The 15,004-nt window shown below is 67.2% G+C and carries 16 protein-coding genes; 9 read left to right on the top strand and 7 right to left on the bottom strand.

The annotated features are described in order from the left end of the window. The first annotated feature begins 92 nt into the window (after positions 1–92). The 7 genes from folB (at position 93) to DFR31_RS10385 (ending at position 5,341) form a co-directional block, all read left to right on the top strand. Complete coding sequence (gene folB / locus DFR31_RS10415; protein WP_121442626.1) at positions 93–449, top strand: dihydroneopterin aldolase; 357 nt, start codon at positions 93–95, stop codon at positions 447–449. Next, positions 446–934 (top strand): 2-amino-4-hydroxy-6-hydroxymethyldihydropteridine diphosphokinase, encoded by a 489-nt coding sequence (folK, locus tag DFR31_RS10410; protein ID WP_121442625.1) that lies wholly within the window; start codon positions 446–448, stop codon positions 932–934. The genes folB and folK overlap by 4 nt, the downstream gene beginning before the upstream one ends. Next, the gene (locus DFR31_RS10405; RefSeq protein WP_121442624.1) at positions 931–2,142 is read left to right on the top strand and encodes a class I SAM-dependent methyltransferase; all 1,212 of its coding nucleotides are present in this window, start codon (positions 931–933) and stop codon (positions 2,140–2,142) included. The genes folK and DFR31_RS10405 overlap by 4 nt, the downstream gene beginning before the upstream one ends. A gap of 109 nt (positions 2,143–2,251) precedes the next feature. Further along, entirely contained in the window at positions 2,252–2,542 is a 291-nt protein-coding gene (locus tag DFR31_RS10400; RefSeq protein WP_121442623.1) for a DUF6763 family protein, read from the top strand. A gap of 9 nt (positions 2,543–2,551) precedes the next feature. Then, positions 2,552–3,235, top strand: a complete 684-nt coding sequence (gene nfi, locus DFR31_RS10395) for a deoxyribonuclease V (protein WP_121442622.1) — start codon at positions 2,552–2,554, stop codon at positions 3,233–3,235. Then, positions 3,232–3,615: a DUF6394 family protein gene (locus DFR31_RS10390; RefSeq protein WP_121442621.1), complete on the top strand. Its 384-nt coding sequence runs from the start codon at positions 3,232–3,234 to the stop codon at positions 3,613–3,615. Before nfi ends, DFR31_RS10390 begins: the two co-directional genes overlap by 4 nt. A 4-nt stretch (positions 3,616–3,619) precedes the next feature. After that, positions 3,620–5,341 carry an NAD-binding protein gene (locus tag DFR31_RS10385; protein WP_121442620.1) on the top strand — a complete coding sequence of 574 codons (1,722 nt, stop codon included), beginning with the start codon at positions 3,620–3,622 and terminating at the stop codon, positions 5,339–5,341. 142 nt (positions 5,342–5,483) lie between these two features. On the opposite strand, the gene DFR31_RS10380 is transcribed toward DFR31_RS10385, so the two are convergent. From DFR31_RS10380 to ubiD, 3 genes are all read right to left on the bottom strand, one after another. Beyond that, positions 5,484–6,140, bottom strand: a complete 657-nt coding sequence (locus DFR31_RS10380; protein ID WP_121442619.1) for an OmpA family protein — start codon at positions 6,138–6,140, stop codon at positions 5,484–5,486. Positions 6,141–6,260: 120 nt separating this feature from the next. Next, positions 6,261–7,289, bottom strand: coding sequence for a CDP-6-deoxy-delta-3,4-glucoseen reductase (locus DFR31_RS10375; RefSeq protein ID WP_121442618.1), 1,029 nt, complete (start codon positions 7,287–7,289; stop codon positions 6,261–6,263). Between the two features lie 117 nt (positions 7,290–7,406). Continuing rightward, the gene (gene ubiD, locus DFR31_RS10370; RefSeq protein ID WP_121442617.1) at positions 7,407–8,873 is read right to left on the bottom strand and encodes a 4-hydroxy-3-polyprenylbenzoate decarboxylase; all 1,467 of its coding nucleotides are present in this window, start codon (positions 8,871–8,873) and stop codon (positions 7,407–7,409) included. Between the two features lie 149 nt (positions 8,874–9,022). Between ubiD and DFR31_RS10365 the strand changes: the two genes are divergently transcribed. Next, on the top strand, positions 9,023–9,535 hold the full coding sequence (locus DFR31_RS10365; protein WP_121442616.1) for an REP-associated tyrosine transposase: 513 nt from the start codon (positions 9,023–9,025) through the stop codon (positions 9,533–9,535). 30 nt (positions 9,536–9,565) lie between these two features. Here the strand turns inward: DFR31_RS10365 and prlC are convergent, their stop codons facing one another. The 3 genes from prlC to DFR31_RS10350 form a co-directional block, all read right to left on the bottom strand. Next, positions 9,566–11,605, bottom strand: a complete 2,040-nt coding sequence (gene prlC, locus DFR31_RS10360; protein ID WP_121442615.1) for an oligopeptidase A — start codon at positions 11,603–11,605, stop codon at positions 9,566–9,568. Positions 11,606–11,702: 97 nt separating this feature from the next. Beyond that, complete coding sequence (gorA, locus tag DFR31_RS10355; protein WP_121442614.1) at positions 11,703–13,058, bottom strand: glutathione-disulfide reductase; 1,356 nt, start codon at positions 13,056–13,058, stop codon at positions 11,703–11,705. Between the two features lie 79 nt (positions 13,059–13,137). Then, positions 13,138–13,962 (bottom strand): alpha/beta hydrolase, encoded by an 825-nt coding sequence (locus tag DFR31_RS10350; RefSeq protein WP_121442613.1) that lies wholly within the window; start codon positions 13,960–13,962, stop codon positions 13,138–13,140. A gap of 223 nt (positions 13,963–14,185) precedes the next feature. Here DFR31_RS10350 and DFR31_RS10345 point away from each other — a divergent pair, with 223 nt between their 5' ends. Continuing rightward, complete coding sequence (locus tag DFR31_RS10345; protein ID WP_121442612.1) at positions 14,186–14,395, top strand: cold-shock protein; 210 nt, start codon at positions 14,186–14,188, stop codon at positions 14,393–14,395. A 93-nt stretch (positions 14,396–14,488) separates the two neighbouring features. Here the strand turns inward: DFR31_RS10345 and DFR31_RS10340 are convergent, their stop codons facing one another. Then, entirely contained in the window at positions 14,489–14,965 is a 477-nt protein-coding gene (locus DFR31_RS10340) for an EVE domain-containing protein (protein ID WP_121442611.1), read from the bottom strand. Positions 14,966–15,004 lie beyond the last annotated feature (39 nt).

Below are 15,004 nucleotides of genomic sequence, written 5' to 3'. Positions count from 1 at the left end.
TGCGCCGCGGGCCCGGGGTCAAGTCGGGCGCCGCATTTGGCGCACCCAACGCGAGCCGCTATAGTGCCCGCTTTGCACCACCCGGAGCCGTCATGGACACCGTTTTTCTGCGCGAAATCCGCCTGGAGACCACCATAGGCGTCACCGCCTGGGAACGACAGGTGCGCCAGACCCTGCTGCTCGATCTGGACCTGGGGACCGACACCCGGCCGGCCGCCGAAAGCGACGACATCCAGGCCGCGGTGGACTACGCCGCCGTGGCGCGGTTCGTCCAGGCACTGGCCGCCGAGGGCGAATGCCAGCTGCTGGAAACCCTGGCGGAGCACATCGCCGACGAACTGCGCACCCAGTTCGGCCTCCCCTGGGTGCGGCTAAGGCTCAGTAAATCCGGCATCCTGCCCCAGTGCCGCACGGTCGGCATCTGCATCGAGCGAGGCGAACAACCATGACCCGCGTCTACGTCAGCATCGGCAGCAACATCGAACCCGAGCAAAATGTGCGCGTGGCCGTGCAGGCCCTGCGCGAGCACTACGGCAGGCTGCTGGTCTCCCCCGTCTACCGCAACCCGGCGGTGGGCTTCGACGGCAACGACTTCTACAACCTGGCGGTGGGCTTCGACACCGAACTGCCGCCGGAGACCCTGGCCGATGCCTTCCGGGCGCTGGAGGCGACACAGGGCCGTCGCCGGGGCGGGGGCAAGTTCGCCGCCCGCACGCTGGACCTGGACCTGCTGACCTGGGGCGACGCCATCATTGACCGGGGCGGGCTGAAACTCCCGCGCGACGAGATCACCCGCTACGCCTTCGTGCTCAAGCCGCTGGCGGATATCGCCGGCGACGAATGCCACCCCGAACTGGGGCAGACCTATGCCGAACTCTGGGCTGCTTTCCAGGGCGAGCACGCGGGCATGACCCAACTGGAGATGGCGCCATGAGCCGGCAGCGCCCACCGGCCCTGGACCTGCCCGCGCCCGACGCCGAGGCCCGTGCCCACAGCGAGACCCTGCAGGCCCGCATCCGCCAGGCCATCGAATCCGCCGACGGCTGGCTGCCCTTTGACCGCTACATGACCATGGCCCTGTACGAACCGGGGCTGGGGTATTACAGCGCCGGGGCGCCACGTTTCGGCAGCGGCGGCGACTTCACCACCGCACCGCTGATCTCGCCGCTGTTCGGCCGCACGCTGGCGCACACCGTCCAGCGCACGCTGCAGGCCCTGGAACTGCCCGCCGGCGAGGGCGAGGTCATGGAGCTGGGCGCCGGCACCGGCCGCATGGCCGCCGACCTGCTGCTGGAGCTGGAGGGGCTGGAACAACTGCCGGCCCGCTACCTCATCCTCGAGGTAAGCGCCGCCCTGCGCCAGGAGCAGCGCAACACCCTGGCCGAGCACGCACCGCACCTGCTGGAACGGGTGGAGTGGCTGGAGGCCCTGCCCGAGGCACCGATTAGCGGCGTCATACTGGCCAACGAGGTGCTGGACGCCCTGCCCTTCCGCTGCTTCCAGCGCGAGGACGCGCACATTCTGGAGCGGGGCGTGGCCCTGAACGAGGGCGGCCAGCTCCACTGGACCCCCCGCCCCGCCGACGACGACCTGGCTGAGCATGTCCGCCATATCGAGCACGAGACCGGCCAGCGGCTGCCCGCCGGCTACCGGAGCGAATGCCTGCCGCAACTGGCCGAGTGGCTGCGCGATACCACCCGCTGCCTGGCGCGCGGACTGGTGCTCTACATCGACTATGGCTACCCGCGCCGCGAGTACTACCTGCCCGATCGGCACATGGGAACGCTGCTCTGCCACTACCGCCATCGCGCCCACGAAGACCCGTTTTTCTGGCCGGGGCTGCAGGACATCACCGCCTTCGTGGACTTCACCGCGGTGGCGGAGGCAGCGCTGGCGGCCGACCTGGACGTGCTCGGCTTCACCAGCCAGGCCCAGTACCTGCTGGCCGCCGGTCTGCCGCAACTGGCGGACGCCGCCATGGCGAAGCATGACGATGACATGCACCGCCTGCGGATCGCCCAGGAGGTCCGCCGCCTCACCCTGCCCGCCGAACTGGGCGAGCGCTTCAAGGTCCTGCCCCTGGGCCGCGACCTGCCCCCGCTGCCCGAATTCATCCAGACCGACCAACGCCACCGGCTCTGATCCCTCGGCTGCTGCCCTGCAGCAATGCCCCTCCCCGAGTTGCACAAAACCCCTATCGGGCCTATAGATGAAACAGGTGTTCAGAGCAGCCAAAAGGGGGAGGACCCAAATGGCCTGGCAGAACCCACCCGAGGTCGGCGCCTGGTACATGGACCACATGGGCCGGGTCTTCGAGATTGTCGCCTCCGACGAGGACGACGAGACCATCGAAATCCAGTACATGGATGGCGCCATCGAGGAACTGGACCTGGAGACCTGGGCCGAATTCCGCAAGGAACCGATCAGCCCACCCGAGGATTGGGTCGCCTCCATGGACATGGACCCCAACATCGAGGGCTGGAACCACCTCCACGGCGACCCGGTACAGCAAACACTGGACGCCCTGGAACGCCAGGAGTGACACCCGCCAATGGGTGTCACCATACGCACACTGCACCCCTGGGCCGTGGACGCCGCCGAGGGCCGGCGGCTCCAGCACACCCTGCGCGAGCAACTCTGCCTCAAAACCCCGCGAGGGTTCCGCCCGCAGCGGGTGGCCGGCATCGATGCGGGCATCGTCGACGGTGGCCGCACCATACGGGCAGCGGTCGTGGTCATGTCCCTGCCGGACCTGCAGGTCATCGCCCAGAGCGTGGCGCGGGCCCCGGCCATCATGCCCTACATCCCCGGCCTGCTCTCCTTTCGCGAACTCCCCGGCGTGGTCGCGGCCCTGGAGCGGCTGGAGGTCACCCCCGACCTGCTGCTCTGTGACGGCCAGGGCATCGCCCACCCACGCCGACTGGGCATCGCCGCCCACCTGGGCCTGATCACCGACCTGCCCGCCATCGGCGTGGGCAAGAGCCGCCTGGTGGGCACCTACCGCGAACCCCGGTCGGAGAAAGGAGCGACCAGCGGCCTGTACGACGGCCACGAGCGCATCGGCACGGTGTTGCGCAGCCGGGATCACGTGCGCCCACTCTACGTCTCCCCCGGTCACCGAATGAGCCACGAGGATGCCGTTCACTGGGTACTGGCCTGCTGCACCCGCTACCGCCTGCCGGAACCGCAACGGGCCGCGGACCGGCTGGCATCAGCCAAGGAAGCCCCCGCATGAACCTGGAAAAAGTCATCTTCGGTTTCTTCATCCTGCTGGCCCTCACCCTCAACTTCGGTTTCTTCATCGGGGACATCGACAACCCCGACCACCACGCCGTCTACGAGCTGTACGCCGCCATCGTCGTCAACCTGATCGCCACGGTGCTCAAGTTCGGCGAACGCACCCAGATCGGCGCCATCCTGCTCGCCTCCAGCCTGGTGGCCGACCTCCAGCTCATAGCAGCCGCCGTGCTCTGGGGCGTGGCGGTGTACGGCACGGAGGTGGGGCTGACACCGATGGTGACCGCCAGCATCGTCTCGCTCTCCGGCGGGGCGCTGCTGGCCAACCTGGTGTCGGTGACGCTGCTGATCATCGAGACTGCAAAGATGCACCGCTAGCGCCATGCATACCGTTATCGCGCTGATCCTGCGGCGCATGCGTTGGCCGCTGCTGCTGGTGATCACCGCCTATTCAATCGCCACTCTCGGCTTGGTCCTCATCCCGGGCGTGGACGACCAGGGCGACCCCTGGCGGATGGACTTCCTGCACGCCTTCTACTTCGTCACCTACACCGCCCCCACCATCGGCTTCGGCGAGGTACCCTACGAGTTCACCCCGGCCCAGCGGCTCTGGGCGCTGGTGGCCATCTACCTGACGGTGATCACCTGGTTCTACGCCCTGGTCACCATCATCGCCCTGGTGCAGGACCGGCAATTCCGGGAGACCGTGACCCAGGCCCGCTTCAGCCGCACCGTGCGCCATCTGCGCGACCCGTTCTACCTGGTGTGCGGCTACGGTGACACCGGGCACCTGCTGGTGCGCTCCCTGACCGAGCGGGGCCTGCGGGCGGTGGTGCTGGATATCCAGGAGGAGCGCATCAACCTGCTGGGTACCCGAGACCTGATCAGTCATGTGCCCGGTCTGCGGGCGGACGCCCGCCAGCCGGAAACCCTGATCAACGCCGGGCTGCAACACGCCTGCTGTGTCGGTGTGCTGGCCGTGACCGACGACGACCAAGCGAACCTGCAGGTGGCCATCAACAGCAAACTGCTCAATCCAGCGCTGCCGGTGACCTGCCGCGCCGAAACCGAGGAGGCCGCCGGCAACATGGCCTCTTTCGGCACGGATCACATCATCAACCCCTTCGAGGCCTTCGGCGACCGGCTGGCGATGGCCATCCGCAGCCCACGGATGCATCAGGCGTACGAATGGCTGTCGAGCATGCCAGGGACCGCGCTGATGGAGCGCCCGCGCCCCCCGCAGGGCACGTGGATCATTTGCGGATACGGCAGACTGGGACGGGCCGTGCACCGGTTTCTGGACGACAGCGGTGTGCCCACCGTGGTGGTGGACGAAACCCCCGAGGAGAATGGCTGCCCGGACGGCAGCATCCGGGGCAAGGGGACCGAGGCGCATACCCTGGACCAAGCAGGCGTCAAGTCCGCGGCGGCAGTGCTCGCCGCCACCGCCGATGACGCCGACAACCTGTCGGTCATCATGACCGCGCGTGATCTCAACCCGGACCTGTACCTGGGGGCGCGCAACAACCAGCTGTCCAACAAACCGGTATTCCGGGCTGCCAACCTGGAACTGCCGGTGGAGCCCAGCTACATAATCGCCACCCGCATCCTCTCCCTGATCAACGCGCCATTGCTACCGGACTTCCTGCGCCTCGCCCGCAAGCAGGAGCCAGGCTGGCACGAGCAGCTGGTGGGCGAGATGCGCAGGGTCTCGGGGGAGAGCGTGCCCGAAATCTGGACGGTGCGGCTGGATGCCGTTTGCTGCCCGGCACTCCTCCTGGCGTTGCGCGAGGGCCTGGTGAAGCGGCTGGGCCACCTCCTGCGCGACCCCGGCGACCGTGACGCCCCGCTGGCCGCCCTGCCCCTGCTGCTGGCCCGCAGCGACGAGGTCTACCTTCACCCGGGCGAAGAGGCGGTCATTGAGCCCGATGACCAAATCCTGTTCTGCGGTACGGAGCGGGCGCGCCACCAACTGGAAGCCAGTGTGAACAACATCAACACCCTGCGCTACCTGGGCACCGGTGAACTGCGCCCGGACGGTTGGCTATGGCGACGGCTCGCCCGGCAAAGCACGATGAGGATGCCAGAGGAATACAAGAAGTGATCGCGCTGGGCCAGCCGACGTGATGGCGACATGGCGCAGCTAACTGGGAAACTTGTGGTATGCGGCGGGATTGTGAGCAAAAAAAGGCGCCCCGAAGGGCGCCTTTCTTTAAAACGCGGCAGGTTTTAGCTGGCGCTGGTTCTTAGCGCACCCCCTCCACGTGGATCTCCACCCGGCGGTTGGGCGCCAGGCATTCAATCAGCTCATCACGGGCCAGGTCGTCGTCACACTCCTTGACCGGGCGATCCTCGCCGTAACCGCGGGAATCGATGATGTTTTCATCCACCCCCTGATCGATCATGAAGTCACGCACGGAGGCCGCACGGCGCTCCGACAGGTCCTGGTTGTACTCGGCGCTACCGATGCGGTCGGTGTGACCCCGCACCTCGACGCTGTCCACGCGCTCCATGGCGTTGATGCGCTCGATGACGGTGCGCAGGTTGGCACGGCCCCCGGGGGTAATCTCAGCGCTGTCGAAGCCGAACAGGGCCTCGCTATCGATGCTGATCTGCTCCAACTCCGGCTCGGGTTCCGGCTCGGGCTCCGGTTCCGGCTCGGGCTCCGGCTCGGGCTGGTCGATGCAGGCTTCCGGTTTGGTGTCGGTCTCCCAGGTCACGCCCCAGCAGTGACCGAACCCGCTGCGCACTTCGTTCCCGCGGGTATCGGTCAGGAAGCCTTCGCCTCCATGCCCCGCTGAGAAGGCGGCCCCGGAAACGGCCAGCATCCCGGCCATCACCAGCCCGGAACACATTGTGCCCAGACCAAAACGGCGGGCCTGCTCGTTGTTTTTCTGCATCATTGGCTTACTGCTCCCAGAAGTTGCGGGAAATCACAGGGGAGAGGCAAAAGCCCCTCACTGCCCTGCAGTCAAAGGTAGACCATTGCCGCTCCATTGCTCAAGCGGAATTTGCTGTGTGTCTCATTCCTGCACAGGACGATCGTTACTGTACTCGAACGAATCGTAGAAGAAACGCGCCTCGGGCAACCCGTGGGCGAGAAGGTCCCGCTTTGCAGCGCTGATCATGCCGGGCGGGCCGGCAACGTAGACGTCGTAACCGGCCAGGTTGGGGATATCGGCCAGCAGGATGTTATGCACCAGCCCGATACGCCCCTGCCAGTTGTCCTCCGGCTGAGGCTCAGACAGCACGGGCACATAATGGACGTGCTCATGCTCACTGGCCCAGCGCCGCGGCAGGCCATCCAGGTAGAGGTCGCGGCGGGCCCGCACCCCCCAGTAGATATGGATGGGGCGCCGGATGCCGACGTACAGGGCGTGCTCGACCATGGCCTTGATGGGTGCGAACCCCGTGCCACCGGCCAGCATGACGACAGGGCGGTCCGACTCCTCGTCCAGCGCGAAGGTGCCCAACGGCCCCTCGATGCGCAGCAGCGCCTTCTCCTTCAATTCATTGAAGACATAGCCGGTGAACTCACCGCCCGGGACGTGGCGCACGTGCAGCTCCAGCAACTCGTCATCGTGGGGCGGGTTGGCGAGGGAGAAGCCTCGCCGCCGGCCATCCCGCAGCAGCACGTCCACGTACTGCCCGGCGAGGTACTGCAACCGCTCGGTCTTGGGCAGCTTGAGCCAGAGCCGGCGTACATCGTGGGCCAGGTCCTCAATGCGAACCACCCGGGTGGGCATCTTGCGCGGCGTCAGGTCGCCGGCCTCGCGCAGTTCGCGCACCTCGATGCTCAGGTCGCTGCGCGGCCGGGCCTGGCAGAACAGCGCCTGGCCCACTGCCTCCTCGGTGTCGCTGAGCCCGTCGGGGCGGCCAGCGGGATAATCGATCTCGCCGGAGATCACCTTGCCCATGCACGCCCCGCAGGAGCCGCCACGACAGCTGTAGGGCAGGATCAGGCCGTGATGGAGGGCGGCATCCAGGATGGACTCGCCCTCCTCGACGGTGAATTCATGTCCGGTCCGCTCGATGAGAACCTTGTAGCTCATGAATGCTTTCCTGTGTCCGTTCGGGGCGGGGGCGCCCGACACTGGCCGCCATGCCCAATACCCCATCAATCACTATGTTATACACGCAACCACTGGGCTGACCAGCGACGGCCGGACTCAGTCCAGCCCCAGGCTCGACCACTTGGCATCCACCTTCGCCTTGGTCTCGTCGTCCATGACGATGGCCCGGCCCCACTCCCGGTTGGTCTCGCCGGGCCATTTGTGGGTGGCGTCGAAGCCCATCTTGGAGCCCAGCCCCGAGACGGGCGACGCGAAATCCAGGTAGTCGATGGGGGTGTTATCCACCATGACGGTGTCGCGCTGCGGGTCCATGCGGGTGGTCATCGCCCAGATGACATCCTTCCAGTCCCGGGCGTTCACATCGTCGTCGGTGACCACGACGAACTTGGTGTACATGAACTGGCGCAGGAAGGACCAGACCCCCAGCATCACCCGCTTGGCGTGGCCCGGGTACTGCTTTTTCATGGTGACCACGGCCATTCGGTAGGAGCACCCCTCAGGCGGCAGGTAGAAGTCGGTGATCTCCGGGAACTGCTTGCGCAGGATGGGCACGAACACCTCGTTGAGCGCCACGCCCAGTATGGCCGGCTCGTCTGGCGGACGGCCGGTGTAGGTGGAGTGGTAGATGGGGTTCTTGCGGTGGGTGATGCGCTCCACGGTGAACACCGGGAAGTGATCCACCTCGTTGTAGTAGCCGGTGTGGTCGCCGAAGGGCCCCTCGGGGGCCATGTCGTCCGGGTGGATATGCCCCTCCAGCACGATCTCCGCCGAGGCCGGCACCTGCAGATCGGAGCCCAGGCACTTCACCAGCTCGGTCTTGCTGCCGCGCAGCAGGCCGGCGAACCCGTACTCGGACAGGCTGTCGGGTACGGGGGTGACGGCCCCGAGGATGGTGGCCGGGTCGGCACCCAGGGCAATGGCCACCGGGAAGGGTTCGCCGGGTCGCTCGCGCTGCCAGTCGCGGAAGTCCAGCGCCCCGCCCCGGTGGGCCAGCCAGCGCATGATAGTGCGGTTCCGGCCGATGACCTGGTTACGGTAGATGCCCAGGTTCTGGCGCTCCTTCTCCGGGCCGCGGGTGACCACCAGCGCCCAGGTGATCAGCGGGCCGGCATCCCCGGGCCAGCAGGTCTGTACCGGCAGCCGGCCCAGGTCCACGTCGTCGCCCTCCAGCACCACCTCCTGGCAGGGGGCGCGGCGGACCTTCTTCGGCCCCATGTCCAGCACTTTGCGAAAGACCGGCAGTTGCGACCAGGCGTCGCGCAGCCCCTTGGGGGGTTCGGGCTGGCGCAGGAAGGCGAGCAGTTCACCGATCTCGCGCAGCGCGGAGACATCATCGGCCCCCATGCCCAGGGCCACCCGGCGCGGGGTGCCGAACAGGTTGCCGAGCACCGGCATCTTGTACCCCGCGGGGTTCTCGAACAGGATCGCCGGCCCCTCGGCGCGCAGGGTGCGGTCGCAGATCTCGGTCATCTCCAGGCGCGGGTCGATCTCCACCTTGACCCGGCGCAGCTCGTCGTCGGCCTCCAGCTTGCTGATGAAGTCGCGTAGATCGCGGTATTTCATGGGCCTTCCTTCTTGAGTGGGACGGTCGGGAGATGATAACACCCGGGCAAGATCGGACAGCCGGGCCGACACGGCGCGCCTCTGCTAGTCTAGTGGCCATGAAAACCCCGGGCGCATGGATGCGCCCCCAAGGACCCAGGCAGGATGCCATGAATGGACTCGAACCCCTCTACCGGCCCGGCTGCACCTTCTTTTTTACCCTTGCCACCGGGCGGCGCCAGCCCCATTTCCGAAACCCCTTGCAGGTGCAGTATCTGCGCACGGCACTGCGCCAGGTGATGCGCGAGCAGCCCTTCCGCGTTCTCGGCACGGTGGTGCTGCCGGACCATCTGCATGCGGTGTGGACGCTGCCCGACAGTGATTACGCTGGGCGTTGGCGGCGGGTGAAGTTGCGTGTATCGCGGCGGGCGGGGCTGCGCGGGTTCTGGGCGCAGGAGGTCCGGTCTCGCCCGCTGGACTCGGTCGCGGCCCTGCAGGCCGCCCTGGACCGGCTGCACGCAGACCCGGTGCGCCACGGGCTGGTGGCCGCGCCCCGGGACTGGCCGCAGAGCTCGTTCCGGTTCTGGGTGGAGCGGGGGCTGTACCCGCCGGACTGGCAGGCGGAGCAGGCGGAGCAGGCGGACGCTCGGCAGTCCGCGCTGCGCCCGCCCCAGCCGTCTTGAAGCCCCGGGCCTTTCAAGCGGAGACGAGTACTAAGCCGCCAGCCCGGAGTGGCGCAACAGGGCGTCGATCCGCGGTTCACGTCCGCGGAAGTTGCGGAACAGCACCATCGGGTCCTCGGAACCGCCCTTCTCCAGGATGTGGGTCATGAACTCGCGCCCGGCCTCCTGGCTGAAGATGCCCTCCTCCTCGAACCGGGAGTAGGCGTCCGCGGACAGCACCTCGGCCCATTTGTAGCTGTAGTAACCGGCCGCGTACCCGCCGGCGAAGATATGGCCGAAGCTGTTGGCAAACCGGTTCCACTCCGGCGGCCGAACCACCGCCACCTGATCGCGCACCTCCTCCAGCAGCGGGTAAATACGTGCCCCCTGCGCCGGGTCGTACTCCGCGTGCAGCCGGAAGTCGAACAGGGAGAACTCCAGCTGCCGCACCATTTGCATGGCGGACTGGAAGTTGCGCGCCGCCTTCATGCGCTGGAAGAGCTCATCCGGTATGGGCTCGCCCGTCTCGTGGTGGGCCGCGAAAAGATCCAGCGCCTCGCGCTCCCAGCACCAGTTCTCCATGAACTGGCTGGGCAGCTCCACCGCATCCCAGGCCACACCCCGAATGCCGGCCACTGCCGGCGCCTCCACCCGCGTCAGCATGTGGTGCAGGCCGTGGCCGAACTCATGGAACAGGGTGATCACCTCGCCGTGGGTCAGCAGCGCGGGCTGATCGCCCACTGCCGGGGTGAAGTTGCAGGTCAGGTAAGCCACCGGCGCCTGCACCCGGTCGCCCTGCCGCATCCGCGCCCGGCACTCGTCCATCCAGGCCCCACCCCGCTTGTGCGGACGGGCGTAGAGATCGGTATAGAAAGCGCCGCGCAGCGCCCCGTCCGGATCGCGGATCTCGTAGTAGCGCACGTCCTCGTGCCAGGTGGGCACGCCCGCGCGCTCCTCAATGCGCAGCCCATAGAGCCGCTGCACCACCTCGAACAGCCCCGCCATCACCCGGTCGGCGGGGAAATAGGGGCGCAAGTCCTCGTCCGAGAGCTCGAAACGGGCCTGGCGGAGCTTCTCGGAGGCGTAGGGGATATCCCAGGGCTCCATCTCATCCAGCCCCAGTTCGCCGGCCGCGAACCGGCGAAGCTCCGCCAGATCCTCCTCGGCGCGGGGCCTGGCGCGCTCGGCCAGGTCGTTGAGGAAACCGAGCACCTCATCGGTGGAACCGGCCATCTTCTTCGCCAGGGAGAGTTCAGCGTAATGGGCGTAGCCCAGCAACTGCGCCTTCTCGTGGCGCAATGCCAGGATCTCCTCCATCAGCGGCAGGTTGTCCCACTCGCCGCCATGGGGGCCCAGCTCGGACGCGCGGGTGCTCCAGGCCTCGTAGGCCTCGCGGCGCAGCGCCCGGTCTTCCGCGTAGGTGATGACGGCGAAGAAGCTGGGAAACTCCAGGTTGATCCGGTAACCCGCCACCCCGGCCCGCTCGGCGGCCTGCCGGGCCAGCGCCAGGGCGGACTCGGGCAGCCCGGCCAGGGCATCGGCGTCGGGCAGGTCCTTGTGCCAGGCGTTGGTGGCATCCAGCACGTTCTCACCAAACTTCGAGGAGAGCTCGGACAACCGCTGGGCGATCTCGCCGTAGCGCTCTTTCTTGTCCTGGGGCAGGTCGACGCCGGAGAGGCGGAAATCGCGCAGGGCGTTGTCCACGGTACGCTGCTGAGCGCTGTCCAGGCGCGGGTAGTCGTCGCTGTCGCGCAGGGCCTGGAAGGCGGCGCACAGCTCGGTGTTCTGCCCCACCTCAGTAGCATAGGCGCTGAGCTTGGGCAGACAGGCGTTGTATGCGGCCCGCATTTCCTCGGTGTTGACCACCGAGTTCATGTGCGAGACGGGCGACCAGGCACGGTTCAGCCGCTCTTCGGTGGCCTCCAGCGGCGCCACCAGGCCGTCCCAGGTCCAGTCGCCCTTCGCCAGCACGTCTTTTAGGGTCTGCCGGCACTCGGCCAGCAGCTGGTCGACGGCCGGCTCCACGTGCTCGGGCTGGATCTCGGGAAAGGGGGGCAACGGGTCGTCACGCAGCAGCGGGTTATCGGTCATTGTTGTCTCTCTCATTCGATGAATCGGGGCGGCCCGGCCATTGTCCGGTCGGACCGCCAGCTAAAGATGATTACCGGCCAGCACCCCCACCCAGCCCTCAACCCGGCAGGGTGACCAGCTCTTCCGCGGCTGTGGGGTGGATGGCGACGGTGTCGTCCAGATCCTGCTTGGTGGCGCCCATGCGTATGGCCACGGCGAACCCCTGCAGCATCTCGTCCGAACCCACCCCGAACAGGTGGGCACCCACCACCCGACGGTTATCGCCCACCGTTACCAGCTTCATGGCGCTGCGCCGCTTGTCATCGCCCATGGCGTAATCCATGGCGACAAAGCGCGTGGTAAAGACCTCGACCTCCTCCTCGCCGTATTGCTCGCGGGCCTCGGGCTCGGTGAGTCCCACCGTGCCGATGGGCGGGTGGCTGAAGACCACCGTGGGTACGCATTGATAGTCCAGGTGGCGGTCCGCCTGCCCGCCGAAAAGGCGGTCGGCCAGCCGACGACCAGCGGCGATGGCCACGGGCGTGAGCGGATGGTGGCCGATGATATCCCCCACCGCGTAGATACCCTGTATGTTGGTCTCCTGGTAGGCGTTGACGGGGATACTGCCATCACCATTACGTTCCACCCCGGCGGCCTCCAGCCCCAGGCCATCCGTGCACAGGTCGCGGCCGATCGCCCAGATGACCTGGTCGTAACCACCAATGTGGCGGCCATCCTCCAGCTCCAGGGTCAGGGTGCCGTCATCCGCCCGTTCCAGCGCCTTGGGCACGGAATGGGTCTGCACGGTGATGCCATCCTGCTCCATCGCCTCCAGCAGGCTGTCACGGATCAGCGGGTCGAAACTGCGCAGCGGTGCCTCGCGCCGCACTACCAGATCGGCCTGCGTACCCAGGTGGTGCAGCACGCCGGCCAGTTCCACCGCGATGTAACCGGCGCCCACCACCGCCACCCGGCGCGGCTGCTCGGCCAACTCGAAGAAGCCGTCGGAGTCGATGCCCAGTTCCTGGCCCGGGATATCGGGCCGACTCGGCCGACCGCCGGTAGCCACGAGGATGTGACTGGCGGTGTAACGGGCACCGGCCACCTCGACGGTGCGGGCGTCCACCAGCCGGGCGTCGCCTTCCAGCAGGGTGATGCCCGCCTTGTCGATGTTGCGCCCGTAGATGCCGTTCAGCCGCCGGATATAGGCATCGCGCCGGCTCTTCAGCTCGCCCCAGTCCAGCGCCGCCGGGCCCACCTGGAACCCGTAATCGGCCGCCCGGTGCAGGGCATCGGCCGTGTGGGCGGCGTTCCACATGACCTTTTTGGGAACACAGCCCACGTTGACGCAGGTCCCGCCGAGGCGGGAGCGCTCGACCAGGGCCACTCTGGCCCCGTAACTGGCCGCCCGGCGCGCCGTGGCCATGCCACCGCTGCCGCCCCCGACAACCAACAGGTCAAAATGCTGTTCCATTGGCAAGTTCCCCTTTTGTTCTGGTTAGGCCATGCCGGCCAAGGCGATCATTGTGACATGACGGTGACCGGCGCCGGTTTCAAGGCAGACGGTCGAGAAAGTCGTCCAGCCCGGCCATGTAGTCGTCCCGGCTGACCAGAAACCCGGTGTTGTGATCGCCCCGCAGTTCGAGCAGCCCCACCGGTTCAGCCGCGGCCTGGTAAAGGGCCTCACCGTGGTGGAAGGGCACGATATCGTCCTGACGACTGTGGACCACCAGCGTGGGGGCATCCACCCGCCCCACCGCCGCGCGCGTATCCAGCTCCAGCCGCGCCAGCAGGCGGACCGGCAGGAAGGGGTACAGCTCCGCCCCCAGGTCCGGCGCGCTGGTGAAGGCCGACTCCACGATCAACCCCCGGGCGCCGTGTTCTGCCGCGGTGCGCGCTGCCACCGCCGCCCCCAGCGAGCGGCCGAAAAGGATCAGCTCCTCCGCCGACACCCCCTGCTCGGCCTGCAGCCAAGCCAGCGCCGCCTCGGCATCCTTGTAGACCCCGGGCTCGCTGGGGCTGCCCTCGCTGCGCCCATAGCCGCGGTAGTCGATGATCAGCACCGATACCCCCAACTGATGGAAGATCTCCAGCGAGTCCAGCCGATGGGAGATATTGCCCGCATTCCCGTGCAGGAACAGCAGGCTGCCGCGCGGCTCGGCGTGCGGCAGCCACCAGCCGTGCAGGCGCACGCCGTCGCGGGTCTCCAGCTCCACGTCCTCGTAGACCAGGTCGCGGGCCTCCGGGGTGGCGTCGAGCTCCCGGCCCGGGATGTGGGGCAGGAAGACCAGCCGATTCTGGCCCAACGCCATGATGAGGGTCAGCGCCAACCAGGCCAGCAGGACCGTACCACCGATGATCAGGACTGCTCTAAGCATGCTATCTCCGTGATTCGACCGGAAAAGCTGTCGGGAATCCGACGTTGATTATTCGCGACAGTCTGCCAATATGGCAAAAGTCGGGTGACATGCTTGACCAGTCTGACTCAGGACTGCCGAATCCCTCGAGTGCATCGTGTGTTCTGCAGCCTCTCAGCCAGCCCGCGCCAAGCCTGAAACCCGGCGGGAACGTTTTACGTCAAGGTTTTCAGAGGTTGCTGTCATGGCAGAACGCGAGACCGGTACGGTCAAATGGTTTGATAACGCCAAGGGGTTTGGCTTCATCCAGCGCCCGCAGGGTGAAGATGTGTTCGTGCACTTCCGCGCGATCCGCGGGGAGGGCTTCCGCTCGTTGGACGAGGGCCAGCAGGTGGAGTTCAACGTGGTTCGCGGCCCCAAGGGCCTGCAGGCGGAGGACGTGGCGGCGATCTGAGCCCGCCTCGACCTGCACGTCCGGACGGGGGCCGCTGCGCCCCCGTCCGCGTTCTGCCCGCCGCCCCGCTTGGTGCGTGCGGGCCTGCGCGGTTCAGCCTTCCGGGTCCTGCTCTGCCAGCTGCAGGATGTAGTCCCAATGCTCAGGCGCCACCGGCATGACGGACAGCCGATTGCCCCGCGCCAGCAGCTTCATGCCCTCCAACTGCGGCTGCGCTTTCAGCTCGTGCAGCGTAACCTTGCGCGGCAGCATCTGCTTGAACGTCACGTCCACCAGATACCAGCGCGGCTTGTCCGGGTCACTTTTGGGGTCGTAATGCTTGTCATCGGGGTCGAACTGGGTCGGGTCGGGGTAACCCTCGCGCACGACCTCCACGACCCCGACGATGCCCGGCGGCTTGGTGTTCGAGTGGTAGAAGAAGGCCAGATCCCCCACCTTCATCTGGTCGCGCATCATGTTGCGCGCCTGGTAGTTGCGCACCCCGTCCCAGGGCTCGGTCTGGTCCGGGCGCTGCTTCAGGTCCTCGATACCGAACTCGTCCGGCTCGGACTTCATCAGCCAGTAGTTCATGGGCTCCCCCCGTCGGAAGAATGACGAGCGCTAGTTTTG

This window comes from Alkalispirillum mobile, assembly GCF_003664325.1.
In the GTDB taxonomy this organism is placed as follows: domain Bacteria; phylum Pseudomonadota; class Gammaproteobacteria; order Nitrococcales; family Halorhodospiraceae; genus Alkalilimnicola; species Alkalilimnicola mobilis.
The sequence above is the reverse complement of the archived record's forward strand: the minus strand, read 5'-3'. Positions and strand labels throughout refer to the sequence as shown.